At 42.6% G+C, this 26,793-nt stretch carries 21 protein-coding genes and 1 other RNA gene; all 22 read left to right on the forward strand.

Going from position 1 to position 26,793, the window contains the following annotated elements; all coding sequences use genetic code 11:
- Positions 1 to 16 precede the first annotated feature (16 nt).
- The 22 genes from aspS to secA all read left to right on the forward strand — a co-directional run bounded on the left by aspS (position 17) and on the right by secA (position 26,693).
- Positions 17 to 1,831 carry an aspartate--tRNA ligase gene (gene aspS / locus OIM03_06020; GenBank protein HJI73831.1) on the forward strand — a complete coding sequence of 605 codons (1,815 nt, stop codon included), beginning with the start codon at positions 17 to 19 and terminating at the stop codon, positions 1,829 to 1,831.
- A 58-nt stretch (positions 1,832 to 1,889) separates the two neighbouring features.
- A non-coding RNA gene (gene ssrS, locus OIM03_06025) (6S RNA) lies at positions 1,890 to 2,069 on the forward strand.
- Positions 2,070 to 2,260: 191 nt separating this feature from the next.
- Positions 2,261 to 3,535, forward strand: coding sequence for a replication-associated recombination protein A (locus tag OIM03_06030; protein ID HJI73832.1), 1,275 nt, complete (start codon positions 2,261 to 2,263; stop codon positions 3,533 to 3,535).
- A 25-nt stretch (positions 3,536 to 3,560) separates the two neighbouring features.
- Positions 3,561 to 6,056: a DNA translocase FtsK gene (locus OIM03_06035; protein ID HJI73833.1), complete on the forward strand. Its 2,496-nt coding sequence runs from the start codon at positions 3,561 to 3,563 to the stop codon at positions 6,054 to 6,056.
- Positions 6,057 to 6,138: 82 nt separating this feature from the next.
- Positions 6,139 to 7,179, forward strand: a complete 1,041-nt coding sequence (locus OIM03_06040; protein HJI73834.1) for an extracellular solute-binding protein — start codon at positions 6,139 to 6,141, stop codon at positions 7,177 to 7,179.
- A complete protein-coding gene (gene rimO, locus OIM03_06045) occupies positions 7,176 to 8,522 on the forward strand; it encodes a 30S ribosomal protein S12 methylthiotransferase RimO (protein ID HJI73835.1) in 1,347 nt (448 codons plus the stop codon). Before OIM03_06040 ends, rimO begins: the two co-directional genes overlap by 4 nt.
- A gap of 20 nt (positions 8,523 to 8,542) precedes the next feature.
- Positions 8,543 to 9,814: a competence/damage-inducible protein A gene (locus tag OIM03_06050; protein ID HJI73836.1), complete on the forward strand. Its 1,272-nt coding sequence runs from the start codon at positions 8,543 to 8,545 to the stop codon at positions 9,812 to 9,814.
- Positions 9,801 to 10,856, forward strand: coding sequence for a recombinase RecA (gene recA / locus OIM03_06055; protein HJI73837.1), 1,056 nt, complete (start codon positions 9,801 to 9,803; stop codon positions 10,854 to 10,856). Before OIM03_06050 ends, recA begins: the two co-directional genes overlap by 14 nt.
- Positions 10,840 to 11,292, forward strand: coding sequence for a recombination regulator RecX (locus tag OIM03_06060; protein HJI73838.1), 453 nt, complete (start codon positions 10,840 to 10,842; stop codon positions 11,290 to 11,292). Before recA ends, OIM03_06060 begins: the two co-directional genes overlap by 17 nt.
- Positions 11,293 to 11,579: 287 nt before the next feature.
- Positions 11,580 to 12,101, forward strand: coding sequence for a CtsR family transcriptional regulator (locus OIM03_06065; protein ID HJI73839.1), 522 nt, complete (start codon positions 11,580 to 11,582; stop codon positions 12,099 to 12,101).
- 112 nt (positions 12,102 to 12,213) lie between these two features.
- On the forward strand, positions 12,214 to 12,633 hold the full coding sequence (locus tag OIM03_06070; protein ID HJI73840.1) for a UvrB/UvrC motif-containing protein: 420 nt from the start codon (positions 12,214 to 12,216) through the stop codon (positions 12,631 to 12,633).
- Positions 12,630 to 13,673 (forward strand): hypothetical protein, encoded by a 1,044-nt coding sequence (locus OIM03_06075; GenBank protein HJI73841.1) that lies wholly within the window; start codon positions 12,630 to 12,632, stop codon positions 13,671 to 13,673. Before OIM03_06070 ends, OIM03_06075 begins: the two co-directional genes overlap by 4 nt.
- A gap of 35 nt (positions 13,674 to 13,708) precedes the next feature.
- Entirely contained in the window at positions 13,709 to 16,123 is a 2,415-nt protein-coding gene (locus OIM03_06080; GenBank protein ID HJI73842.1) for an ATP-dependent Clp protease ATP-binding subunit, read from the forward strand.
- Between the two features lie 91 nt (positions 16,124 to 16,214).
- On the forward strand, positions 16,215 to 17,606 hold the full coding sequence (gene radA, locus OIM03_06085) for a DNA repair protein RadA (protein HJI73843.1): 1,392 nt from the start codon (positions 16,215 to 16,217) through the stop codon (positions 17,604 to 17,606).
- A gap of 157 nt (positions 17,607 to 17,763) precedes the next feature.
- On the forward strand, positions 17,764 to 18,867 hold the full coding sequence (locus OIM03_06090; protein HJI73844.1) for a PIN domain-containing protein: 1,104 nt from the start codon (positions 17,764 to 17,766) through the stop codon (positions 18,865 to 18,867).
- A complete protein-coding gene (gene ispD / locus OIM03_06095; protein ID HJI73845.1) occupies positions 18,864 to 20,027 on the forward strand; it encodes a 2-C-methyl-D-erythritol 4-phosphate cytidylyltransferase in 1,164 nt (387 codons plus the stop codon). Before OIM03_06090 ends, ispD begins: the two co-directional genes overlap by 4 nt.
- Positions 20,027 to 21,496 (forward strand): glutamate--tRNA ligase, encoded by a 1,470-nt coding sequence (gene gltX / locus OIM03_06100; protein HJI73846.1) that lies wholly within the window; start codon positions 20,027 to 20,029, stop codon positions 21,494 to 21,496. Before ispD ends, gltX begins: the two co-directional genes overlap by 1 nt.
- Before the next feature lie 81 nt (positions 21,497 to 21,577).
- Positions 21,578 to 22,216: an amino acid ABC transporter permease gene (locus tag OIM03_06105; GenBank protein HJI73847.1), complete on the forward strand. Its 639-nt coding sequence runs from the start codon at positions 21,578 to 21,580 to the stop codon at positions 22,214 to 22,216.
- A 20-nt stretch (positions 22,217 to 22,236) separates the two neighbouring features.
- On the forward strand, positions 22,237 to 22,956 hold the full coding sequence (locus OIM03_06110) for an amino acid ABC transporter ATP-binding protein (GenBank protein HJI73848.1): 720 nt from the start codon (positions 22,237 to 22,239) through the stop codon (positions 22,954 to 22,956).
- 158 nt (positions 22,957 to 23,114) lie between these two features.
- Entirely contained in the window at positions 23,115 to 23,315 is a 201-nt protein-coding gene (locus tag OIM03_06115; GenBank protein HJI73849.1) for a cold-shock protein, read from the forward strand.
- A 216-nt stretch (positions 23,316 to 23,531) separates the two neighbouring features.
- On the forward strand, positions 23,532 to 24,071 hold the full coding sequence (gene raiA / locus OIM03_06120; protein ID HJI73850.1) for a ribosome-associated translation inhibitor RaiA: 540 nt from the start codon (positions 23,532 to 23,534) through the stop codon (positions 24,069 to 24,071).
- Between the two features lie 150 nt (positions 24,072 to 24,221).
- On the forward strand, positions 24,222 to 26,693 hold the full coding sequence (gene secA / locus OIM03_06125) for a preprotein translocase subunit SecA (GenBank protein ID HJI73851.1): 2,472 nt from the start codon (positions 24,222 to 24,224) through the stop codon (positions 26,691 to 26,693).
- The last annotated feature ends 100 nt before the right edge of the window (positions 26,694 to 26,793 follow it).

Genomic DNA, 26,793 nt, shown 5'->3' on the forward strand with positions numbered 1-26,793 from the left:
GGAGAGGTGTTTGAATATGGAAACAATGGCAGGTATGCATCGATCCTGCGGATGCGGTCATGTAACAGAACTTGACTATGGCAAAGAACTTATATTAGCTGGATGGGTTAATACACGAAGAGATCATGGCGGATTGATCTTTATTGATCTTCGTGATCGCAGCGGGATTGTACAGCTGGTCATGAGTCCACAGTATGGTGAGGAAGCTTTTCATAAGGCGGAATCCGTACGCAGTGAATATGTTCTTGCAATTAAGGGAAAAGTAAGAGCAAGGAGCGAAGATACAATCAACCCGAAGATGAAAACGGGCAAAGTTGAGGTTGTAGTAACTGAACTTCGCATTTTGAATAAATCCAAGACTCCTCCATTCTATGTTGAGGATGGAATCGATGTAGATGAAAACGTTCGTCTGAAGTACAGATACATTGATTTAAGACGTCCGGAAATGCAGAAGAACCTAATCATGCGTCATAAGATTGTTCATGAAATGAGAACATTCCTTGACAAGAATGACTTCCTTGAAATTGAGACCCCGATGCTTACAAAGAGCACACCGGAAGGTGCACGTGACTATCTGGTTCCGAGCCGTGTCAACTTAGGCAAGTTCTATGCACTTCCTCAGTCACCACAGCTCTTCAAACAGCTTCTGATGGTGTCTGGATTTGAAAGATATTTCCAGGTTGCACGCTGCTTCAGAGATGAAGATCTGCGCGCTGACAGACAGCCGGAATTCACTCAGCTGGATATGGAACTTTCCTTTGAAGATCAGGACTTCATCCTTGATCTGATGGAACATATGATGCAGACGGTTTTCAAGAATGTTTTAGACATTGATATCCAGATTCCGTTTAAACGTATTAAATGGGATGATGCAATGAATCTTTATGGATCTGATAAACCGGATCTGAGATTTGATATGCATTTTTATGATGTATCCTCTTTATTGGTCGATACAGGATTCAAGGTATTCCGTTCTGTTCTCGATAATGGCGGCGTAGTCAAAGCTATTAACGTTAAGGGCTATGCAGGCATTCCGCGCCGTGAATTGGATGGACTTGTCGATTATGTTGGCAGATATGGCGCAAAGGGCCTTGCATGGATCGGATTCAATAACGACGGCAGCCTGAAATGCCAGATTACCAAATTCCTCGGCGAAGAAAAGATCAGGGAAATTGGCAAGGCCTGCGAAGCAGAACTTGGCGATTTGATTCTTATTATTGCTGATAAGCCGAAGGTAGTAGCTCAGGCTTTGGGCGGACTGCGCCTTGAAATGGGTCGCAGAATGAATCTGATAGATCCGAATGAATTCTGCTTCCGCTGGGTTACAGATTTCCCGATGTTTGAATACAGCGAAGAAGAACATAGATATGTAGCAGAACATCATCCTTTCACTGCACCGCGTGATGAAGATATCCAGTATCTCTCCACTGATCCGTCCAAGGTATATGCAAAAGCTTACGACATGGTTCTTAACGGTGTCGAAGCCGGTGGCGGAAGCCTCCGTATTTATCAGGAAGATCTGCAGGAGAAGGTATTTAAGGCAATTGGAATCACCGAAGAAGAAGCTCAGCAGAAATTCGGATTCCTTCTTGATGCATTCAAGTACGGTGCACCGCCGCATGCAGGCATTGCACTTGGCCTTGACAGACTCGTTATGCTGATGCTTCATCTGGAATCTATCCGTGATGTAATTGCATTCCCGAAGACACAGAGCGCTATTGATCCATTGACACAGGCTCCATCTTATGTCGCTGACAAGCAGCTGAAAGAACTGCACATTAAAGTTGAAACGAAGAAAGATAAAGAAAAAGATCTTTTTGAAAACGATTAAGACTGAATGTGCTCATCTTGTAAAATCACAGATGATTTGTTAAACTATATGTAAGTAAAGAACCCTGCTGTGCACGTGCAGCTTTATATTTTGAACCAACACCTTTACCTAGGGAGTTCGGATTTGGATGGAAATAGTCTACGCCCCTTTTGGGGGACAGATGAAACTCTTCAAGAGAACACCCACCTGCAATTATGCAGACTCAAAATACGGCAATTAACGACATGGTGGGGTATGGATACTAATACCGCCAAGATTATCTTGGCGGTATTTTTATTTTGCATTTTACTCTCAATAATGGCATACTATACTAAACAGATGTTTTCTCACGAATGGATGTTTTAACTTCCTTTCGTTAACGGTATGAACAGTCTTGAATGTTGAGGCATTATAATGGATTCACTATTTGATCTAGACCAGAATGACCACATGAAATTTGCACCTCTCGCAGAGAGGATGCGGCCTAAGAAGCTGTCTGATGTCGTAGGACAGGAGCTTGCTGTCGGTCCAAACTCATTTCTAGCTAAGATGATTCAAAAGGACATGGTTCCTTCCATTCTGCTATTTGGACCTCCCGGGTGCGGAAAGACCACGATTGCTACAGTTATAGCCAATATAACTAAAAGCAAGTTTGTGAAATTGAATGCGACTGCCAGCGGCATAAAGGAAATCAGGGATCTGGCCAAAAGCGCGAAGGATGAGCTTCAGTTTTATCAGAGACGCACTATTGTTTTCGTCGATGAAATTCATCGTTTCAATAAAGGACAGCAGGATATTCTACTGCCATATGTTGAGGATGGCACGTTTATATTAATCGGCGCTACGACCGAAAATCCTTATTTTGAGATCAATGCACCGCTTTTATCAAGACTAAGACTGATCCGCTTAAAGGCACTGGCTGAGGAAAGCATTGTTGAAATACTTGAACGGGCACTCAATGACAGGGAGCGGGGACTTGGAAAACATGGATACCATGTTTCAAAACCCATATTAAAAATGGTAGCTTCCTATGCTTCAGGGGATTCACGTGCAGCGCTCAACTTATTAGAGCAGGCAACGGCACTTCTTGAGGACAACGGAACGCTTACAGAAAAGGAACTTAAGGACCTGGCGGGCGAAAAGATACTCAACTATGATAAGAACGGGGATTATCATTACGATGTTGTCTCAGCCTTTATAAAAAGCATGCGCGGCAGTGATCCGGATGCGGCACTCCATTATCTGGCAAGAATGATCAACAGCGGGGAGAAACCTTCATTCATTTCAAGAAGGATCATCATCTGTGCTGCTGAAGATGTGGGTCTGGCCGATCCCAATGCATTGACCGTTGCAGTAGAAGCTGCGAAAGCGGCTGAATTTGTTGGATTTCCAGAGGCACAGATTCCTTTGGCAGAAGCTGTTTTATACATATGTCTTGCGCCTAAGAGCAACAGTGCTGTTATGGGGATCATGGCAGCTTCTGCAGAGGCAGGGAAAAGGTCCGACTGGTCGATTCCTGATTATCTGAGAGATGCTCATTATGCGGGCGCCTCGAAATTAGGTCATGGCAATGGATATTTATATCCACATGATTTTGGCGGATGGGTGGAGCAGGAATATATGCCCAGCGAACTTAAGGGGCATGTTTATTATTCACCGGGAAAGAACGGTATGGAGTCTTCGCTTGAAAGCAGATGGAACAATTTTAGACGGAAAAACAAATAATGATTAGGAGCGGATTTTTTCTATTATGCGAAATAAAACTCAGAAAAAGAAAGATGTACAGTTAAAACAAAATAATAGAAATTACGAGATAACCGGAATTATAATGCTTCTTTTTGGTGTCTTTTCTTTTGTGAGCCTGGCTGATTACAATACAGGGATCCTCGGGAGCTGGGCAAATAATGGACTCCATTTCTTATTTGGCATGGGAGCTTTTTTATCTGTTCTCGTGATCATATTCATGGGGGGTTATTATGTCTTAACAGCAAAGCCATTTCATTCAAACCGGTATTTTTACTACTTTGGGGTTTTATTTTGCTTATGTCTGTCGCTGATTCATCATTTCTTTGTGCCGATGGGAGAGGAATTTGGTATTTCGAATCTCCTTGAGTATGGCGGTGCCATTGGCTCTGCCATTTCCTGGGCGCTTCATATCTCGGTCGGGGAAATGGGTACGTCTATCATTCTTGTCGGAGCCATAGTGATTGATATTTTACTCCTGACACAATGGTCGGTATCCAATGGAGCCAGGAAGGTGGGCGTGAAAGCACAGAAAATAGGCTTGAAAACAGAGCAGAAGCTGGAAGATGCTGCCTCTTACTGGAAACTGAAAAGGGCACAGATCAATGCAGAGAAATCTGCTGCCAGACTGGAACCTCTGGAAGAAAGCAGGGGTGAATTCATTTACAAGAAACCAGGAAATGAAACACCAGATGATGAAGAAAAGAACGGAGATCTTTCAGATAAAGCTGACGAGTCTATACCAGACGATATTGCAGAACTGCTTAATTCCGAAGAAAGCAATTCTGAAGTACAAGCTGAACAAAATGGTTCTGATTTGAAGCCTGCAGATGAAGAAAATACGCCTTTCGGGAAAAGTCCGATAGAGCCTGCAGAAACAGAAGAGGAAGCTGAAGAAGCGTCCGCAGGACAAGAAAGTCAGGAATCTGATGCTGCGGAGAATCAAAAACCAGGCAATGGATTGAATGCCGGTGAGCAGCTTCCGGATAAGGCAAAAGCCATCAGCAGTTCTGATCAAAAGAATACGGATGAACCGGCTGCTCAGGAATATGTATTCCCGCCGCTGTCTTTGCTGCATACGGATGGTCCGGTGCATGCCAAACAGGATGATATCCAGCATAAGGCCAAAATCATTGAATCTACGCTGGCAAGCTTTGGAGTGGGTGCAAAAGTAATAAATGCAAGTGTCGGGCCGACTGTCACAAGATTTGAACTCAAACCGGAAATCGGTGTAAGAGTCAGCAAAATCGAAGGTTTGTCAAATGAACTTGCTATGGCACTTGCAGCCACGCATATCCGCATTGAGGCGCCAATTCCAGGTAAGTCAGCAGTTGGAATAGAGATACCAAACAGCAAAATTATCCCTGTACCGCTCAGGGATGTTCTTGCAAGTGATGAATTCCAAAAGGGGAAGGGACATATTCTGGTCGCCTTAGGGAAAGATATCACGGGAAAACCAGTTGTTACCGATTTGTCAAAGATGCCGCATCTGTTGATTGCGGGTTCTACAGGAAGCGGCAAGAGCGTATGCATTAATTCCATCATCACGAGTATTATTTATAAGAGCAAGCCAAGCGACGTGAAATTAATGCTGATCGATCCAAAGGTCGTTGAACTCAGTGTCTATAATGGAATTCCGCATCTGCGTACGGAAGTTGTTACGGACATGAAGAAAGCACAGGGAACCCTGAATTGGGCCGTGCGTGAAATGGAATCGAGATATCAGCTTTTCGCCGGCAGTAAAGTCAGGAATATTGAAGGCTATAATAATCTGAATCCTGATAAGAAGATGCCTTATATTCTGATCATAGTCGATGAATTTGCTGATTTGATGAATGTGGCGGCCAAAGAAGTTGAAGTTCTGATCCAGAGACTTACACAAAAAGCGAGAGCGGCCGGAATCCATCTGATACTTGCAACGCAGCGCCCGTCTGCAGATGTCATTACAGGGGTTATCAAGTCTAATATTCCAAGCAGAATTTCCTTTATGGTTGAATCCAATCTGAACTCCAGAATCATCCTTGATGAAGGGGGCGCTGAATCATTACTCGGGGAAGGTGATATGTTGTTTAAACGCGCAGGCGCACTCAACCTTGTGAGAATCCAGGGAGCTTTCATTTCCGATGAAGAAGTTGAGAACGTTGTCAATTATGTGAAGAACGAGTGCCTGAAGCAGGAATCTGAGCCTGTAAAATATGAGCCGATTGATTTGTCCATTCCTGAAAAATCTTCGCCTGAGGCAAATGCGGAAGATATGATGGATGATCTGCTTCAAGAGGCTTCCGAATGGGTTCTGGACACCAAACGTGCATCGGTATCTGCCCTTCAGAGAAGATTCCGTATCGGATACACGCGTGCAGGCCGGCTTATGGATTCCATGGAAAAAATGGGAATCGTCGGACCTGCGGAAGGCGCCAAGCCGCGTGAGATCCTGGTGACTAAAGATAAAGTATCTGAAATGTTTATGAATATGGAAAATTCGAAGGATGAAGAACAACAATAGCTCTATTGCTGCGGATTGCTATTAGTAATTGGCTGCTGGAGATGGTATGATATAATTCTTATTGGGAATCGGGGTGAAAAATATGAAGCGTCTGCTTTCCGTTATCCTGTTTCTGATACTTGCGGGGGCAGCATTTCTGGGCATTTTCCAATATGCAAAAAATCAGGAAAACCTGAAAAAACAGAGATCGGATACTACGGAAAAAGTCGTAGTATATACCGATTTGCAGTCAGGAATGCTGGAACCGCTGAATGCGCCTTTTTATAAAGAAACCGGAATGAAACTCGATATCGTATATTTGACCTCGAATCAGATGGTACAGGGCTCTTCAGATTCTGATAAAATTCCCGATGTCTATATCACATCCCAGGATACTCTGGTCAAATTGAAAGATAATAAAATGTTAGAGCCATATTTTTCATCACGCACAGATACAGCTTTGAATGTTTTTCGAGATGATGATTCATACTGGACAGGCATCTGGATAGATCCGGTTATATTTGCAGTCAATAAGGATTTCTTTCTGAAGCATCCTGCATTCAGCTATACATGGACAGAGGTGTTTACCAGGAAATCGGTTCAGTTATCAATGACAGATTTCATTGCTGCAGATATGGCTGAAGACCTGCTTATGTGCCTGGCAGAACATTTCGGTATCAATGAAACCTTCCAGCTTTTATACCAGGCGCAGGGGCATGTGGTTCAGTACGGCAAGTATCTGTCTACCCCTTCAAGAATGGCTGCCATGGGAAAATGCGATATTGGTATCTCGGGGCTTAATGAAACGCTTCGTACAAGAAATGAGAACATGCCCGTTACTATTATTTACCCGGAAGATGGTTCTCCATGGTATCTTTATGGGGCAGGTCTTTCAAAAAGCAGTCTCAATCCGGACCGGGGCAGGCAATTCATAGAATGGCTGCTTAATCCGGAAGGATACAAGAAGATAATGGAACAGAATCAATATTATTATGTTTATGTTAATGATGAAGATATGAAGCCGGACGTTATTGGCGGCGATCTTCGCTTCTGGGATTTGAAGAAGATGTATTTTGATGAAGGGAAAAAGGATTTGCTCAACCAATGGGCTGACAAAATTCGTTTTGGAGGAACAAATAATTGACAGTTAAAACTTTAGGAGTTGTAAGCTTAGGCTGCTCTAAGAATCTCGTTGATACGGAAATGATGGTAGGCATTCTTGAAAAAGATGGCTATAAGATGGTAGATGATCTGGATGATGCACAAGTTATTCTTGTCAATACCTGTACGTTTATTGATGCAGCCAAAGAAGAATCCATACAGACAATTTTGCAGGCAGCCGAATATAAGAAGTCGGGAATTTGCGAAAAATTGGTTGTAGCAGGCTGTCTTGCACAGCAATACAAGAAGAGCCTCAGTGCTGAACTGCCGGAAGTGGATATTTTCATCGGAACCGAATCATGGCAGCTTATTTCCGAAGCATTAAAGGAATCCTATGCTGAACAAGGGGAAAATGTTTTCAAGTTCAACATGAAACCCTGCAATAATGAAGAGTCCATGCCGAGAGAAATATTGACTCCAAAATATTCTGCTTATGTGAAAATTGCAGAAGGATGCAGCAACGGATGCACATTCTGCTATATCCCATATGTTCGCGGCCCCATGAGAAGCCGCCCCGTCGCATCTATTGTGCATGAAGTCAGAAGACTGGCTGCTGATGGCGTAAGAGAGTTCAATTTAATAGCACAGGACTTAAGCTGCTACGGAAGAGATTTGAGTGAACCGGCAAGTCTTGCCAAGCTTTTAAAAGAGCTTGTAAAGATTGAAGGCGTAAAATGGATAAGACTTTTCTACCTTTACCCGACTTATTTTGATGATGAACTTTTGCAGATCATTCTGACTGAACCAAAAATCTGCAAATATGTTGATATTCCATTGCAGCATATAAGCAATAATGTGCTGAAACGCATGAACCGCAAGGATTCAACTGAAAGTATCAGGAATTTGTTGTCAAAGATACGTTCATCTTCTCCGCGCATGACAGTCAGGACTACTTTGATGGTCGGCTTCCCTGGAGAAACAGATCAGGATTTCCAGGAACTTTGCGATTTCATCAAGGAAGTAAAATTTGATGATATGGGTGCTTTCATGTTCTCGCCGCAGGAAGGCACACCGGCTGCAAGAATGGCAGACCAGATTCCTGAAGAGGTTAAGGAATCCCGTTATCATGAATTAATGTCTATTCAGGCTGGCATTTCTGAAGAAAACAATGAAAATCTGATTGGCACTGAAACGGAAGTCCTTGTCGAGGAACTTATTGATACCGGTGACGGGAATATCCAGGCAAAAGGACGTGCATCTTTCCAGGCTCCGGAAGTTGATGGAAATGTGTATATCGATCAGCCGGATAACCTTCAGCCCGGTGATTTCGTAAAGGTAAAGATTGTTGATGGCTATGCATATGATTTAATTGGAGAAAAGATCTAATGACCTTCTGAGAGGGAATCATGATAACTGAAATCATAACCACGGGCACTGAGCTGCTTTTGGGAGAGATCGTTAACGAAAATGCGCAGTGGCTTGCATCTTTTATGAATGAACATGGTTATACTGTGGCATATTTGACCACAGCAGGGGATAATCCGAAACGTCTGGAAGAGACATTCAAGACTGCTTTGGCAAGAGCGGATATTGTTATTACTTCAGGCGGACTGGGTTCAACTATGGGGGATATTACAAAGAAGGCCGGAGCTGACGCATTAGGGATTCCATTCATGCTAAATGCTGACGAATCCATTCGGCTTAAGTCATATTATGAACAGAAGAAGCGTAAATACCTTCCGTCTCTAGAAAGGCAGGCCTGGTTTGCCAAAGGGGCTGTTTTACTAAAAAACGAGTATGGTTCCGCTTCCGGTTCAGTAACAGAATACAATGGCAAATTGTTGATTCATCTGCCCGGACCTCCATTTGAAATGAAAATGATGGCACAGAATCAGATGATGCCATTCCTTGAGGAAAAGTTTGGAAATCAGGGGGTAATTCGTTCTGCTGAACTGCCGGTCAAAGGATTATCGGAAGCAGAAATAGAAACAAGGATCATCCATTTATTAAAAGCCCAGAATAATCCTACAATCGCGCTCTTGGCAAGACCGGGATATATTCTGGTCAGGGTGACTGGAAAGGGATGCAGTGCAGATGATGCCTATCATCTGATGGAACCCGTCATAAAGCAGATAGGAGAATTGCTGCCTGTCTCAAGTTATCATATAGAAAAGAACGCAAGGGAAGATTTAGTTAAGGAAATCCGAAACAATAAGCTGACGATAAGTGCTGCAGAATCTTGCACAGGCGGATTGATTGGGAAGCTTCTCACGGATCTGCCCGGCAGTTCTGATTATTTCAAAGGCAGTGCGGTGACGTACTGGAATGAAGCGAAAGAAAATATCCTGCGTGTCGACCCTGAAGTGCTTGAAAAATACACAGCAGTCAGTGAAAATGTGGCAAAAGAGATGGCTGAAGGAGCACGCAGACTTTATAAGAGTGATATATCCGTTTCTACTACAGGTTATGCCGGACCAGGCGCCGGAGAAAGGGGAGAACCTGCCGGGCTTGTTTATATCGGGGTTTCAGGGCCAATCGGGACTGCTGTTTACGAAGAACATTTTATGGGTTCACGTAAGAGCGTCCGTTATGCCGCTGCAGAGACGGCTTTCTATTATGCTATGAAATACATTAAGAAGTTAGTGCAGGAAGAGAGGGAAAAAGATGGCAACAGATAGTAATGCAGAAAAGAGAAAAGCTCTTGATAATGCAATCCATCAGATTACTCGTGAATTTGGCGCCGGATCGATTATGCGCCTTGGCGATATGGGGAATAAATTAGATATTGATGTTATTCCTACAGGTTCCTTAGCGCTTGACATTGCTGTCGGTGTTGGCGGATATCCACGCGGCAGAGTGATTGAGATTTATGGTCCGGAATCTTCCGGTAAGACCACACTGGCACTTCATGCAATTGCTGAAGCCCAGAAATTAGGCGGAGTAGCTGCTTTTATTGATGCTGAACACGCATTGGATCCAATGTATGCTCATCGGCTTGGCGTTGATACTAAAGATTTATTAATATCCCAGCCGGATAGTGGTGAACAGGCGCTCAGCATTTGTGAATCTTTGGTCAGAAGCGGCGCTGTTGATATCGTAGTCATCGACTCCGTTGCTGCATTGGTCCCGAAACAGGAAATTGAGGGCGATATCGGCGATCAGTCTGTCGGCCTTCAGGCAAGACTGATGAGTAAAGCTCTCAGAAAACTGACCGGCATCATAAGCAAATCCAAAACAATCGTTATTTTCATTAACCAGATTCGTGAAAAAGTCGGCGTTATGTTCGGCAACCCGGAAACCACCACAGGCGGACGCGCACTTAAATTCTATGCATCCATGCGTATTGAAATAAGAAGAGCGGAAGCCATAAAGAATGGTACGGATGTTATCGGCAACAGGACAAGAGCAAAGGTTGTAAAGAACAAAGTGGCTCCTCCGTTTAAGGTAGCTGAATTTGATATCATGTATGGGGAAGGCATTTCTGTAGAAGGAACACTTCTTGATATTGCTGTAAATATGGATATTATCCAGAAGAGCGGAGCCTGGTATTCCTATAATGGAAGCAGAATCAGCCAGGGACGTGAAGCAGCCAAGACATACTTGAAGGAACATCCGGATGTTGCTGCTGAGATTGATAAAACCATCAGGGATACACTTGTCGTTGAACCGGGCCATTTTGAAGATGGCGTATTATCTGAACAAGATGAAGAGGACAAATAAGACTGCATATGAATCAGCAATTCATTTATTGAATTACAGACCCCAAAGTGAATATGAACTTAGAACCAAACTGGCCCGCAAAGGATATGATCCTGATGAGATAGGCAAAGTCATGGATAAGTTAAAGCACTATGGGTATCTGAATGATTCTGAACTCGCGGATGATTTGTTTGATTCATTCCGGAACAGAAAATGTTATGGGGATACCTATATTCATCAGAAGCTTAAATCCAGAGGGCTCCATACTAATAAGCATTTAACACCTGAAGAAGAAATAGATATTGCAGTTTCCTTACTGGAAGAAAAAGGACGGATCAAACCGGAGTTATTAATTAATTACAGGAAGGCCGCCGCATTTCTTCTGAGGCGCGGACTCTCGCAAAGTGCAGTGATGACAGCTTTAAGAGAAGTAAGAACATTCGAATACGAAGAGTAGTCTCTTATAGTACCCGGTACATTCATAAAGAGTCCCGTCATTTTGGGGATTTTAGAAGTTTCAAATTTGAATTGATAAAGCCATGCTGAAATTCAGCATGGCTTTTCATATTTAGTAAATAGATATACGGCTGGTTTTAATCGTGATTTACGGGGGAAATTGTCTCTTGATGGAATAGTATTGATGAAATAAAAAAATAATCAAATAGTTTACTTTGACCTATTGACTTTTTGATTTATTGTTTTATAATATAGAAAAGAATCAATAGAAGGGAGGGCTGGCAAGCAATGAATAATTCAATGTTATCTGACAGGATTGAAAAGTTTATTTTGGAAATGCTGGGTAAACAGTCTACTGATGAAATTTTACTGAAAAGGAAAGATGTGGCCGATTTATTAGAATGTGCTCCTTCTCAAGTTACGTATGTAATTAATACCAGATTTTCTCCCGATAATCGTTTTGTCGTGGAATCAAGGCGTGGAAGCGGAGGATATATCAAGATATCGTTAAGGGAAGATAATGCACCTTCACATTCTAAGGATCAGGCTTCATCCAAGATCAGAAGCAGTACCAGCACAGGAGGGAAACAACGAACCAATGAAATTCATCCCAATAGTATTACAGAAATAGAGAATGGATTAGATAGCTATTTCAGAATGCTCTTAGATTATGAAATTATCTCATCTAGAGAATACAGATTAATTTGTACACTAACTCATACAATGCTGGAGTATTGTCCTGAAAGCCACCGTCGTGAGGCAGCCAAGACAATGATTCATAGAATTGAATGGGTCACGAAAGGAGAATAAAATGCTTTGTGATTCTTGTCATCAAAAAGAAGCTGTCATTCATATGACGCAAGTGGTTAATGGCAGAAGATCTGAACGGCATTTATGCCGGGATTGTGCCAGGAAAGAAAATTTGATCAACGATCCGTTTGATCTTTGGAATCAGGAAGTTTTTGCTCATCCATTTGATTCCTTTTTCGGTAATGACTTCGTCAATCCGTTCCAGCATGCAGAGCAGAACCTGCAGCCTGGTTTGTCATGTTCCAATTGCGGAAAGACTTATCAGGATTTCAGGAAAGATGGTCTGCTTGGCTGCGAGGAATGCTATAACCAGTTCCGTTCCAAATTGAAAAATTTCCTGAATAAAAATCAGGGAACCGATCAGCATATCGGAAAGGCTCCGGGCAAACAGGACGAGGAAAAAACGGAAGGAATGTCTGAAATCGATCGGCTGAAAAGCGAGCTCAAGAAGTGCATCAAGGAAGAAAACTATGAACAGGCAGCTGTAATCAGAGACCAGATTAATAAACTTGAGGGAGGAAGCTCCAAATGAAATTAGAGGAGTTTTTAGCCGGCCCGGCAGGCGGCTTGACTGATGGAAACCAGGATCGATCAGAATTTGGAAAGAGAATCTGCATCAGGAGAAATATAAGCGGATTTCATTTTCCTGAGAAGCTTTCCATGCAGGAAAGACAAAAGGTCTTGTCTGAAATACAAAGGGCTCTTGATGCAGCTGGACTTGATGCTGAAGAGTATCCGCTCTCAGGCATGGATTCAAACCAAAGGCAGGTACTGCTTGACAGAGGAATGATTCCGAAAAACAGTCTGCGGAATTTAAATGGAATCAGTTTGTTCCTGATTGGAGACGGACATATTTCTCTCCTGTCTAATGCATTGGATCATATATGCCTCAATGCAGCCGGTCATGCGGATTCCTTCTCTGACAGTTGGAAAGATTTAACTCAAATTGATGACAAATTATCTAGATCAATCCGCTATGCTTATGATAATCAATTCGGCTATTTAACAGGATCCATTTTTAATACGGGTACTGGATTAGCTGCTGAGGCAATACTCTTCCTTCCAGGCCTTACTGCTAACGGCAGAATCAGGGATCTGGCCAGGGCTGTTGAGCGTCAGGGATTTTCCATCAGGAGCCTGACAGGTAATGATTCCTGGAATAGTGCCTTTTATGAAATAAAATCTACACAGACGATAGGTGTCCAGGAAGAAAAGTATATGCAAAGGTTTGATTCGCTTCTTTCGGATATCAATGACATCGAAAGCCAGTACTGGGAAAAGATGTTCAAAGGTTCTGAGATAACGATCAGGGATCAGATCTGGAGGGCATTGGGAACTTTGAAATATGCCCGGCAGATTGACGAACAGGAAGCGATGAAACTGGCAGGTCTTATAAAAGCTGGCGTAAAAGAGAAAATGATACCAGATAAGAATGGGTTGTTGTTTCATCAAATTTTTTCCCTGATTTCAAATAACCAGGTCGCTTATACAACGCATAAAGAGATGGATGATGCTCAATCCATCAATGCATGGCGCGCTGCTTTACTGAGAGATGCAGTTAAAGAATTATAATGAAAGATTATTTACCCTTATAAGGAGGGATTAATATGGAAGATAGATATACTGATGGTGTTAAGAATGCCTGGAAATTTGCAGCACAGGAAGCTGCAAAATTGGGCAGTGATTACATCGGTACTGAGCATTTGCTGATCGGCATTGCTCATGAAGGAGATTCCGCAGGCGGAAAGATTTTAAATTCGCTGGGGATTACTGTAGGTACTCTGGAAGAGCTTTTGTCCGGCAGCAGAAATACATCCCTGTTCAGGAGATCTGAACTGTATGTTGCACCGCGTACAAAACGCGTACTGGAGATGGCTGTTGAAGAAGCCAATGAGCTTGGCAATTCTTATGTCGGGACGGAACATCTGCTTCTGGCAATCCTGCACGAAGGCGGCGGTCTGGCTGTAAGGATTTTAGAGCAGCTGGGAGTCACTGAAGATAAACTTCAGAAAGCATTTGAAGATGTGCTTTCTGAGGATAATTCCAAGGGTGATCAATCGGCTTCCCTTGGTGATTTGAGCGATTTTGCCATCGATTTGAATGAACGTGCCAAACAGGGGAAAATCGATCCTGTCATTGGCCGCGAGGAAGAAATCAACAGAGTTATCCAAATCTTGTCCAGAAGAAATAAAAACAACCCTGTGCTGATTGGCGAACCTGGCGTTGGTAAAACTGCTATCGCTGAAGGCCTGGCTCAGAGAATCGTAAACAATGATGTGCCTGAAATATTAAAAAACTGCCATATTATTTCACTGAATATGGCGGCAGTTGTTGCTGGTACCAAGTACAGGGGTGAATTTGAGGAAAGGCTGAAAAAGGTGCTGGATACGGTCAAGCAGCATTCTGATTGGATTCTGTTCATTGACGAACTCCATACACTGGTAGGAGCAGGTTCCAGCGAAGGCTCCATGGATGCAGCAAATATCATGAAGCCTGCACTTGCAAGAGGCGAGCTTCACTGCATTGGTGCCACCACTTTGAAAGAATATAAAAAATATATCGAAAAGGATGCCGCTCTGGAAAGACGTTTCCAGCCTGTAAAGGTCGGAGAACCAAATCCTGCAGATACTCTCCGTATTCTGGAAGGCCTGCGCGACAGATATGAGGCATTCCATAAGGCCAAAATTACCGATGAAGCATTGAAGGCTGCAGTTGAGCTTTCCGGACGTTATATTACGGATAGATTCCAGCCGGATAAATCAATTGATGTAATCGATGAAGCGGCTGCAAAAGTACGTATGGAAGCTTCTTCAGCACCAGAAGGACTCAAGAACAAAGAAGCCCAGCTTGCGTCCCTGCAGAAAGAAAAAGAAGCAGCAATCTCTACGCAGGATTATGAACGCGCTGCTATTTACCGTGACCAGTCAAAGAAGCTTGAAGCAGATATTGAACAGATGAAGAAAGAATGGAAAGGCGCTGACCATGATCATCTTACTGTAACTGAAGAAGATGTTGCAGAAGTTGTTTCCAAATGGACAGGTGTTCCGCTCCAGAATCTGAAGAAGAGTGATTCCGAACGTCTGCTTCATCTGGAAGATGAACTTCATAAGAGGGTAATCGGACAGGATGATGCTGTTCATGCGGTTGCTACTGCAATCCGCCGTGCGAGAGCAGGCATGAAGGATCCGAAACGCCCGATCGGTTCTTTCCTGTTCCTCGGTTCGACCGGTGTCGGCAAAACGGAATTGGCACGTGCGCTGGCTGAGACAATGTTTGGCAGCGAAAAGAATATGATTCGTTTTGATATGTCCGAATACATGGAAAAGCATGAAGTTTCTCGTCTGGTTGGTGCACCTCCAGGATATGTCGGATATGAAGAAGGCGGTCAATTGACTGATGCCGTCAGAAAGAATCCTTACAGTGTCATTCTCTTTGATGAAGTAGAAAAAGCTCACATGGACTTCTTCAATATCCTCCTGCAGGTATTGGATGACGGCCGCTTGACGGATGGTCAGGGACGTACGGTTGATTTCACAAACTGTGTCATCATAATGACAAGCAACCTGGGATCCAATTATCTCAAGGGACACGTAAAGAAACTGGGCTTCTCTTCTGATAGTGATGATAAGAAGGATGAGGATTTCGAATCGATCAAGGAAACGATCCTTGCTGAAGTAAAGCGTACCTTCAGACCGGAATTCATCAACCGTATCGATGAAATCATTGTTTTCCATCCATTGACGGAGGAAAACCTTTCCGCCATCGTAAATCTGCTTTTGAAAGATGTAGAAAAGAAACTGGAACATTTCAATGTAAGTCTTGAAATTTCTGATTCCGCGAAGAAGCTTCTGATCAAAGATGGTACAGATATCGAGTATGGCGCCCGTCCTTTGAAGAGGGTTATCCAGAAAGAAATCGAAGATCCGGTTGCCAATCTGATTCTGGAAGATGGGTTGGAAGGCAAGTCAGTACTTCAGATCAATACGGATGACAAGAATAAATTAACTTTTACAGCTAAATAATTTCAGTTATGTAAACGTGTTATGTAAACGTATAGTATAATGGATACAGGCCGCATTGCCTGTATCCATTTTTTTATATGAGGTATTTAGCATGAGTGGGAAGAATAATAAAAACATTAAATATAAATGTTCGAACTGTGGTGCAGAAACACTAAAATGGATGGGGAGATGCCCACAATGTGGGGAATGGAATACCCTTGAAGAGAAAATTGAAGTATCTGCTCCCAAAAATATAAGAATCAGCGGAGCTGAAACTATTTCAAAGGCTCCTGTCAGCCTTTCCAAAATCAATCTGTCGAACCATAACAGGATCAAGTTGGGCCTTTCTGAAGTAGACCGGCCGCTTGGCGGTGGTGTCGTACCAGGGTCCGTAATTTTATGGGGCGGTGAGCCGGGTATAGGCAAGTCAACACTTATCCTGCAGATATGCAATGCTATGGCGAAAACAGGGAACACCGTCCTTTATTGCAGCGGTGAGGAATCAGAAGAGCAGATCAAGCTTCGGGCTGAGCGTCTTAACATCAATGGAGATGCCTGCTATATTTATTCGGGTGGAGATCTTGAGGCAATTGTCAACGAAGCCAATGAAATCAAGCCTAATATGCTTGTTATTGACTCCATCCAGACCATGTACATTTCAGATAACGATTCTCCCATGGGGAGTCCCGCTCAGATACGGGATTGTACAGCTGCTCTTGTCAGGTTTGCAAAAGCGAACAATATAACAGTCATGATCATAGGCCATGTTACTAAAGAGGGTAATTTAGCAGGGCCTCGTATTTTGGAGCATATGGTGGATGTTGTTCTTTATCTGGAAGGTGACCGAAGCTATCAGTTCAGGGTTCTGCGGACAGTAAAGAACAGATTCGGCTCTACTGCAGAGTCAGGCCTTTTTGTCATGGAAGGAAAGGGATTGATAGGGATTCAGGATCCTTCAACATATCTGTTAAGAGACAGGGCTGAAATGGTGCCCGGATCTATCGTCATGGCATGTATGGAAGGCCTCAGGCCGATATTGATTGAAATCCAGGCGCTGACAACACATTCCGTGCTGGCCATACCACGGAGGATCTCTTCAGGATATGACTATAACAGGCTTGTTATACTTCTTGCTGTTCTGGAAAAGCGCGGGCATGTTATGTTTTCTTCGGATGATGTCTATCTTAATGTTGCGGGCGGATTTAAGGTGAGGGAAACGGCAGCTGATCTTGCTGTTGCACTCTCCTTGGTTTCAATGAAGAAGGAAAAGCCCATACCATCCGGGCTGATGGCCCTTGGGGAAATCGGGCTGACGGGTGAAATACTCCCTGTTTCTCATATAGGAATCAGACTCAAGGAGGGAATAAAGATGAATTTCAAACAATTCATTCTTCCTTCCAGAAATAAAAATGAGGTATTATCCCTTGAAGAAAGTGGTAAAATTGGTCATGGCCTGGATATTCATTTTGTTGAAAAGATTACGCAGGCTCTTGATTTTTTATAATGTCTCGTTTTTTCTAGCAAGAGTAGTGTAAATCGCATGCATATTTTGGTATAATAAAAAAATACATAAAACATACATAAGAATGAACTAAACTCATAAGATTTTTGTTTCAATTTGTTTATGACACTACTTTTTTTAATTAAGAGGAAATTTTAAGATGCCGGAAAAAATACTGAGAGCAATATTTGTCTTGCTTTTCACTGTCCTCGGAATCGTTTTATCGAGGCAGGGGGAAACAGTACTTGCATTGCTGCTGCCAAACTCAGTTCTGACTGAAACTATTTTAGGAATCACATTTATGTCGCTGGCTGCCATGCTGGTCGGCGGTATATTCGGGGCTATTATCGGGAGCTTTATTTCGCCATACCTGATCAAGAGCCTCTTTATGTTCACATCAACAGTAGAAAAATCGCTTTCAGCCATGTCCACGCAGGATCTCATTGCAGGGACTCTGGGGCTGTTTTTGGGTCTCATTATTGCAAACCTTGTCGGACTGGCCTTTGGGAGTGTTCCCTATATCGGACCATATGTCTCAGTAGCTCTGAGTATCATCCTCGGCTATCTTGGTATGCACCTGGTAGTCAGTAAAAAAAGTGAATTGGCAGGCTGGCTGCATTTGCATGCAGAAGGATCTTTTGATAAGAAAAAGAATAAAGATCATCATACAGGCAAGTTATTGGATACAAACGTAATCATAGATGGACGTGTAGCAGACATTTACAGATCAGGATTTCTTGAAGGGCCGATCATCGTCCCTGTTTTTGTCTTGGAAGAGCTGCAGAAGATTGCTGACAGTTCTGATATTCTGAAGAGAAACCGTGGACGCAGGGGACTCGACATACTCAATCATATGAGAAAGAACAGCAAAGATGATGTGATCATCGTAACAAATGATTTTGAGGATATTTCTGAAGTCGATTCCAAACTTGTGAAGCTGGCACGTGAGAAAAATTATAAAATAGTCACTAATGACTATAATTTGAATAAGGTAGCTGAGCTGCAGGGCGTTGCTGTTCTGAACATTAATGATCTGGCAATAGCCGTGAAACCTGCTGTAATTCCGGGCGAGCAGATTTTTGTCCAATTGGTCAAGAGCGGCAAGGAAGAAGGACAAGGCGTTGCCTATCTTGAAGATGGCACAATGATCGTTGTTGAAAACGGGAGCCAGTGCATAGGAAAAGAGGTTCCGGTCATCATTACATCTGTATTACAAACTTCCGCCGGAAAAATGATATTTGCAAAATTGGAAAGTGACGAATGAATAGTTTGATCTTAGTTGCTGCAGGTAAAGGTACCAGAATGAATGCAGCAAAAAATAAACTGTTTTTGGAATACCAAGGACATCCCTTAATTTATTACACACTGAAAAATATTCAGAAGAGCAGGCTGCTTTCTGAATTGATTATTGTAGTTCGCAAGGAAGAACTCAGCATTTTTCTCCCCTTAGTCGAATCTCTCAATTTCAAGATTCCTGTGAAATTTGCATCAGGCGGAGCCAAAAGAATTGATTCAGTTAGAAATGGTCTGGCACAGGTGTCTGATCATTCAGAAAAAGTACTGGTCCATGACGGGGCAAGACCTTTCGTGGATGGAGAAATAATCGATCTCGCGTTCATTTCTATTGATTCCCGTCATCCTGCCGTTATGGTTGGATTACCCTGCGTTGACACGATGAAGGCTGTGTCATATGACACTATAGTAAAGACGCTGGATCGTTCCAATTTGATCAGGGCACAAACTCCGCAGGGCGCTTATACAGATATTTTCCAAAGGGCAGTATCTTCTTTGGAAAATGACAGCACCATTACAGATGATGCTTCCATTTTGGAAAATGCAGGCATAAAGGTCAGCGTAGTGCCCGGGAAAGAATCATATTTTAAGGTAACAACACCAGAAGATTGGGATCGATTCAAGACAATGATGAATAAAGATAATGCATTTTGCCGTATAGGGCAGGGGTATGACATTCACCAGATGGATGAATCATCACCGCTTATCATCGGTGGTGTCAAAATAAGAGATCATCATGGATTAAAGGGGCATTCTGATGCGGATGTTCTGATACATGCCATTATAGATGCTCTGCTAGGTGCCGCTGGGCTGCGGGATATTGGGTATTATTTCCCTGATACTGATGACAGGTATAAGGGGATTTCCAGTTTGAAACTGCTTGAGAATGTCGGTAAAATGATAACTGAATCTGGTTTCCTGATTGGAAATATAGATACGACTGTTATTGCTGAGAAACCTAATCTGGCAGGATATATTGATGCTATGAAGGCTAACATTGCCGGTGTATTGGATATCCCGGTTTCCAAATTGGGGATTAAGGCAAAAACAAATGAAAAATTAGATGCAGCAGGCAGAGAAGAAGGAATTGCGTCTTTTGCATCTGCGATATTATTTAGGAGGGATTTTTAATGGAGAAGAAAGTTAAAGTTCGTTTTGCACCAAGTCCTACAGGACCTTTTCATATTGGCGGCGCCAGATCTGCTTTGTTCAACTGGCTCTATGCACATCACATGAATGGTACATTCCTGGTTAGAATTGAAGACACAGACTTAAAGAGATCTACGAAAGAATCCGAAGAAAACATAAAGGATTCTCTGAAGTGGTTGGGACTTAACTGGGATGAAGGCATCGATGTGGGAGGAGACAATGGCCCATACAGACAGACTGAACGTCTCGATATTTACAATGCAGAAGTTAAGAAACTGATTGATGAAGGAAAAGCCTACTACTGCTACTGCACAGAAGAAGAACTGGAAGAAAGCAGAAAAGAACAGATAGCAGCAGGCAAGACTCCGGTTTATGATGGACATTGCGAACATTTAACGCAGGAACAGATTGATCAGTATAAGGCTGAAGGTCGCAAACCGGTCGTCCGCCTGAAAGTTAGAAAAGACGGTGTGTTTGCATTTGATGATATGGTCAGAGGCCATGTTGAGTTCCAGGCATCCGGAATCGGTGATTTCATCATTGTAAAATCCGATGGCATTCCGGTGTACAATTTTGCTGTAGTTATCGATGATGCCAAGATGGGGGTTACCCACGTTATCCGTGCTGAAGAACACCTTTCCAATACACCCAGACAGTTAGCTATTTATGAAGCGCTGGGTTATGAAGTTCCTAAGTTTGGTCATATTTCTCTGATTCTGGGTGCTGACCATAAGAAGATGAGTAAGAGACATGGCGCTACTTCAGTGACTGAATATAGAAATATGGGATATCTCCCGCAGGCTATGTTCAATTACCTGGCTTTGCTTGGATGGGCACCGCAGGGAGAACAGGAAATTTTCTCAGTAGATGAATTAGTCAAGCAGTTCTCTATGAACCGTGTTTCCTCCAATGATGCTGTTTTTGACATTGAAAAGCTGAACTGGATCAATTTCCAGTATATGAAGCAGTTAACACCGGATCAGCTGCTGGAACTGACTCTGCCATTTATTGAAAAGGCAGGATACGTACAGGAATCTATCGATGCTGATAAGAAAGAATGGCTCAAAGCAGTCGTGTGGTATGTACGTGATCATTTGTATTATGGTGCTCAGGCTCCGGAGAATGTTAAGGTTTTCTTTGAAGATCTCCCCGTGCTTCAGGATCCGGAACTGCTTGCTGTCATGCAGGCTGAAACAAGTGCATTGATCATCAAATCCTTTGCAGAAGAACTGAAGCATCTGGAATCCTTCGATGCTGATTCTATCAAGAGTTGTTTTACCCGCCTGATGAAGGAAACAAAAGTCAAAGGAAAAGCTGCATTTGAACCAGTTAGAATTGCTTTGACAGGTGTTACCCATGGACCTGGCCTCTATGATATGATTGCATTATTTGGTAAAGAAAAGGCCGTCAAACGCTTAGAAGATGCTTTGGCGTATTGTTCTGACAATTAAGAATTTGGCTAAATCTTAGCTGCCAATTATTGATCTTGTTTATTGATGGTCAGATTTAGTCAGATATAAGGAGAAGTCTCGATGGATTTTGAACTTATTGAGCATGCCCTTCCCATACTGCTTCTTGGAGCAGGTGTGACGATTGAAATCACAGCGGTCAGCGTTGCCATTGGTTTCTTTATTGGCTTGTTTGTGGGCATTGCCAGAATTTCCCAGATGAAGATTTTAAGAATTCTGGCCACTATTTACGCTGACTGCATCAGAGGAACTCCTCTGCTGGTGCAAATCTTCCTTATATATTTTGCACTGCCAATTGTTACAGGGCACAGAGTTGAACCTTTTGCAGCTGCCGTTACTGCCTGTGGTATTAATAGCGGTGCTTATGTTTCTGAAATTTTCAGAGCAGGAATCCAGTCAATCGATATCGGTCAGACCGAAGCAGGAAGATCTTTGGGATTAACATGGTGGCAGACGATGTACTATGTAATACTGCCGCAGGCGGTCAGAAACATTCTGCCGCCGCTCGGTAATGAATTCATTGCGATGCTGAAAGATTCTTCTTTGGTTTCAGTTATTGGATTTGAAGAATTGACAAGAAGAGGACAGTTAATTATCGCTCAGACGTATGGATCCTTTGAAATTTGGACAACCGTTGCAATTCTTTACCTCATTATGACATTAGCAATTTCTCGAGTAGTTGCCGCTTTGGAAAAGAGATAATTATGCCTGAAACAAAAAATTTGATAGAGATCAACCATATCAGCAAGAAGTTTGGTGATCTTACAGTTTTAAAAGACATCAGCCTGAAGGTCAGGGAAAAAGAAGTTGTGGTTATCATAGGACCGTCCGGTTCAGGGAAAAGTACGCTTTTACGCTGCATAAACGGACTTGAAACACCGACATCGGGCGCTATTTTCTTTGATGGCCTTGAGGTTAACGGAGAAAAGAACATCAATTACGTAAGAACTGAAGTTGGTATGGTCTTTCAGCGGTTTAATTTGTTCCCGCACATGACAGTACTGCAAAACCTTATGCTGGCGCCTATGAAGGTAAGAAAGATTTCCTCTGATGAGGCGAAGGAAAGAGGTATGCTTCTTCTGAAGAAAGTCGGCCTTGCTGATAAAGCGGATTACAAACCGGCACAGCTCTCAGGCGGTCAGCAGCAGCGAGTCGCGATTGCCCGTGCTCTTGCGATGAAGCCGAAAGCTCTCTTGTTTGATGAACCGACTTCTGCACTGGATCCAGAAATGGTCCATGAAGTATTGGACGTCATGAAGGAAGTTGCTGAAGAGGGAATGACTATGGTCGTCGTTACTCACGAAATGGGATTTGCCCGTGAGGTTGGATCGCGCGTGGTATTTATCGACCAGGGCGTCATAGTAGAAGAAGGTACTCCGGAAGACGTGTTCAATCATACAAAAGAAGACCGGACAAAGGAATTCCTCTCCCAGGTTCTCTAAACAATCCTGCCATAATTTATTTTTATACCAAAGCCCAAATTTTTATAATATTTGGACAGCTATATTTCGGCTTTTAGATTGACGAAATTAAAAAATTATGGTATTGTTAAAACATGCTCAATCTGAGCAATGTAGTAATTTTTTTAGGAGGAATTTCCATGAAAGGTACAGTTAAGTGGTTCAGTGCAGAAAAGGGCTATGGCTTTATTGAAAGAGAAGAAGGCGGAGATGTTTTTGTTCATTTCTCTGCTATTCAGTCCGATGGCTTCAAGACACTGAATGAAGGTCAGAAAGTTGATTTCGAAATTATTGATGGTGCAAGAGGACCGCAGGCTGCAAACGTAAAAGTTGAAGGCTGATCACTTACTGAAGCAATAGAGCGAAAGTTTCTGAATCAAAGAATGGGAGTAAATCTTTAATGGATTTACTCCCATTTTTCATTTGTTTCATAAATATAAATTTATAGTATGCTAATTATGATTAAATAATTTTGATTTGAAAAAAATTATAAATATCGTATAATAAATACATAAGGATAAGCAATTCAGCTTATTAAGGAAAAGGGGGATCTTATTATGGAGTTAACAGTAAGAGGCAAAAATCTTGAGATCACCGATGCTTTACATACTTATGTAGAAAAGCATACGGGAAAGATTCAGAGGTACTTTGATAAACCCATTAAGATCAATGTTTTACTTCGCATTTCCAATATGACGAAAACTTGTGAAGTGACAGTGTTTGTTGATGGCGTAATTCTTCGTGGTGTTGAAAAGTCTGACGATATGTACAAATCGATCGACCTTGTTTTTGACAAAGTTGAAAGACAGATTCATAAATATAAGACACGCCTGGCAAAAAAATTCAAAGAAAGAAACACGCTCAGCAAACAGTTCATGCAGGAAGAAGAAGCTGTACAGCCTGTATCTGAATCTGCTTTTGAAATTGTTAAGACCAAACATTTCAACATTACCCCAATGTCTCCGGAAGAAGCAATTCTTCAGATGAATCTTTTAGGACATAGTTTCTTCATGTTCTTCAATTCCGAGACCGAAGGAATGGCTGTCGTTTATCGCAGAGATGACGGCAAGTATGGTCTGATTGACGCTAACAAATAAATTAGTAGAGATTAATGAAAAAGGGAGCGGAATATTCCGCTCCCTTTTGACTATATGGGGGTATTTTGATAAAATAAACAAGATGTACAGATGAATAGATATGCTGGAAGGATTAGATTCTTGAATCAATTTAAATAAGGAGCTGCTTCGATGTTTGATAAGTTTTTTGACAGGTTGTTCAATGGTTCAAATGAGAAAGAGATCAAAAAGATCCGCAAGATCGTTGAACAGGAAATAAATCCTCTTGAAGGTTCAATGAAGAAACTTAGCGATTCCTCGTTGGCAAACAAAACAAATGAATTTAAGGCAAGACTGGCGAAAGGGGAAACTCTTGATGATATCCTGCCGGAAGCTTTTGCTGTAATACGAGAAGCATCCCGCCGTGTACTTGGCATGCGTCACTTTGATGTGCAGCTGATTGGTGGTATTATCCTCCACAAGGGAAATATTGCTGAAATGTGTACCGGCGAAGGCAAGACCTTGGTTGCAACTGCTCCGGTATATTTGAACGCTCTGGAAGGCAAGGGCGTACACGTCATCACCGTCAATGATTACCTTGCTAAGCGTGACAGTGAATGGATGGGCCAGGTTTACAAATTCTTAGGACTCACTGTAGGCCTGATTGTACATGATCTTGATTTCAATCAGAGGAAGATTGCTTACAATTCAGATATCACCTACGGGACAAACAATGAATTTGGCTTTGATTATCTTAGAGATAATATGGTCACATCATTGGATCAGATGGTGCAGCGCCCGCTGCATTTCTGCCTGATCGATGAAGTCGACTCCATTCTGATCGATGAAGCACGTACACCATTGATTATTTCCGGCCCGGGACAGAAATCTACTGATAATTACTACGTAATGGCAAAACTTGTGCCGCAGCTGAAGAAGGATGAAGATTATACAATTGATGAAAAGCAGAAAACCGTTGCACCGACTGAAACCGGTGTTGCAAAAATGGAAAAACTGCTTCATGTAGATAATCTTTATGACGCAGAAAATCTGGAATTGAACCATCTCTTCGTTCAGGCTCTGCGTGCGCAGGCCATGATGGAAAGAGACCGCGACTATGTCGTCAAAGATGGCGAAGTAGTTATTGTTGATGAATTTACCGGCCGACTGATGTATGGCCGTCGTTACTCTGATGGCCTCCATCAGGCTATCGAAGCAAAAGAGGGACTGGAAGTACAGCGTGAAAGCCAGACTCTGGCAACAATCACCTTCCAGAACTACTTCAGAATGTATGATAAGCTCGCCGGTATGACCGGTACTGCAAAAACGGAAGAACAGGAATTTATCAAGATTTACGGACTTCCTGTACTTCAGGTTCCAACCAACAAACCGATACTGCGTAAGGATCTCCCCGATGTTGTCTTCAAGACAAAAGCAGGGAAGTACAGAGCGGTTGTCAAGGAAGTTCAGCGCAGACATCAGACCGGGCAGCCAATGCTTATTGGTACAACGTCGATCGAACAGTCCGAAGAACTCTCACATCTTTTGACCCAGGCAGGCATTGTCCACAGCGTATTGAATGCTAAATATCATGAACGTGAAGCAATGATTGTCGCTCAGGCAGGCCAGAAGGGGCAGGTTACCATCGCAACGAATATGGCAGGCCGTGGTACGGATATCCAGCTTGGCGAAGGTGTTGCTGAACTTGGCGGACTTGCGATTATTGGTACTGAACGTCATGAAAGCCGAAGAATTGATAATCAGCTTCGCGGACGTGCCGGCAGACAGGGCGATCCGGGTTCAAGCCAGTTCTTTCTTTCGCTGGAAGATGATCTTCTCAGAATTTTCGGTGGAGATAATATCAAGAAGTTCATGGAAAAGATGGGTCTTGATGATGATGAGCCAATCAACAGCAAGATGGTTTCAAATGCTATCCAGAAGGCCCAGAAACGTGTAGAAGCTCGTAATTTTGACATACGTAAGTACGTTCTTGAATACGACGACGTCATGAATCAGCAGCGCAAGGTCGTCTATGAACAGAGAAGAAGAATCCTTGAAGGTGAAGACATGAAGGATCAGATCATGAACATGGTCGACACGATCATTGAGAAAGGAATGGAAATTTATGCTGATCCTAAATTGTATCCGGAAGAATGGGATTTTGCCGGTCTTCTGAAGTATAGTGAAAAATACTTCCTGTCACCGGGTGAACTTACGGTAGAACAGCTTGAAGAAATGAGCCGTGAAGAAGTAGAAGACAAACTGAAAACATGCGCTCATGAAACATATGAATCCAGAGAAAAATCCATTGGATCTCCAATGATGAGAGAACTCGAAAAGGCTGTCATGCTTAAAGTCGTCGATTCCAAATGGATGGAACATCTCGATGATATGGACATGCTCAAGGAAGGCATCGGCCTGCGTTCCTATGGTCAAAGAAATCCGATCGTAGAATACAAAGTTGAAGCTTATGACATCTTTGAAGAAATGCAGCAGGCTATGATGGAAACAATCATTCTTTATCTGTATCATATTCAGATCAGGTTTGCTGAAGAGCCTCCGGCTGAAGCTGTAGAACAGGATGATCATCTGAAGGATGCAACACCCCATTATGTCAATGAAGACCCATCATATACAGACAATGAAAATGACAGCAAGGATTAAATAATTTACACACATAAAAAATATCAGGCATTGAATAAAGAGAGAGAGATGATATATCAGATGTTAGAAGATTTAAAGAAAACACTAACTGATTTACTGA

The sequence above is a fragment of the Veillonellaceae bacterium genome, from assembly GCA_025992895.1.
Lineage (GTDB): Bacteria > Bacillota > Negativicutes > Veillonellales > Dialisteraceae > Dialister.

Excerpts from the sequence above, each read along its gene's own strand:
- aspS (HJI73831.1), top strand. The coding sequence starts at position 17 with ATGGAAACAATGGCAGGTATGCATCGATCCTGCGGATGCGGTCATGTA.
- OIM03_06030 (HJI73832.1), top strand. The coding sequence starts at position 2,261 with ATGAAATTTGCACCTCTCGCAGAGAGGATGCGGCCTAAGAAGCTGTCT.
- OIM03_06035 (HJI73833.1), top strand. The coding sequence starts at position 3,561 with ATGCGAAATAAAACTCAGAAAAAGAAAGATGTACAGTTAAAACAAAAT.
- OIM03_06040 (HJI73834.1), top strand. The coding sequence starts at position 6,139 with ATGAAGCGTCTGCTTTCCGTTATCCTGTTTCTGATACTTGCGGGGGCA.
- OIM03_06050 (HJI73836.1), top strand. The coding sequence starts at position 8,543 with ATGATAACTGAAATCATAACCACGGGCACTGAGCTGCTTTTGGGAGAG.
- recA (HJI73837.1), top strand. The coding sequence starts at position 9,801 with ATGGCAACAGATAGTAATGCAGAAAAGAGAAAAGCTCTTGATAATGCA.
- OIM03_06060 (HJI73838.1), top strand. The coding sequence starts at position 10,840 with ATGAAGAGGACAAATAAGACTGCATATGAATCAGCAATTCATTTATTG.
- OIM03_06065 (HJI73839.1), top strand. The coding sequence starts at position 11,580 with ATGAATAATTCAATGTTATCTGACAGGATTGAAAAGTTTATTTTGGAA.
- OIM03_06075 (HJI73841.1), top strand. The coding sequence starts at position 12,630 with ATGAAATTAGAGGAGTTTTTAGCCGGCCCGGCAGGCGGCTTGACTGAT.
- OIM03_06080 (HJI73842.1), top strand. The coding sequence starts at position 13,709 with ATGGAAGATAGATATACTGATGGTGTTAAGAATGCCTGGAAATTTGCA.
- radA (HJI73843.1), top strand. The coding sequence starts at position 16,215 with ATGAGTGGGAAGAATAATAAAAACATTAAATATAAATGTTCGAACTGT.
- OIM03_06090 (HJI73844.1), top strand. The coding sequence starts at position 17,764 with ATGCCGGAAAAAATACTGAGAGCAATATTTGTCTTGCTTTTCACTGTC.
- ispD (HJI73845.1), top strand. The coding sequence starts at position 18,864 with ATGAATAGTTTGATCTTAGTTGCTGCAGGTAAAGGTACCAGAATGAAT.
- gltX (HJI73846.1), top strand. The coding sequence starts at position 20,027 with ATGGAGAAGAAAGTTAAAGTTCGTTTTGCACCAAGTCCTACAGGACCT.
- OIM03_06105 (HJI73847.1), top strand. The coding sequence starts at position 21,578 with ATGGATTTTGAACTTATTGAGCATGCCCTTCCCATACTGCTTCTTGGA.
- OIM03_06115 (HJI73849.1), top strand. The coding sequence starts at position 23,115 with ATGAAAGGTACAGTTAAGTGGTTCAGTGCAGAAAAGGGCTATGGCTTT.
- raiA (HJI73850.1), top strand. The coding sequence starts at position 23,532 with ATGGAGTTAACAGTAAGAGGCAAAAATCTTGAGATCACCGATGCTTTA.
- secA (HJI73851.1), top strand. The coding sequence starts at position 24,222 with ATGTTTGATAAGTTTTTTGACAGGTTGTTCAATGGTTCAAATGAGAAA.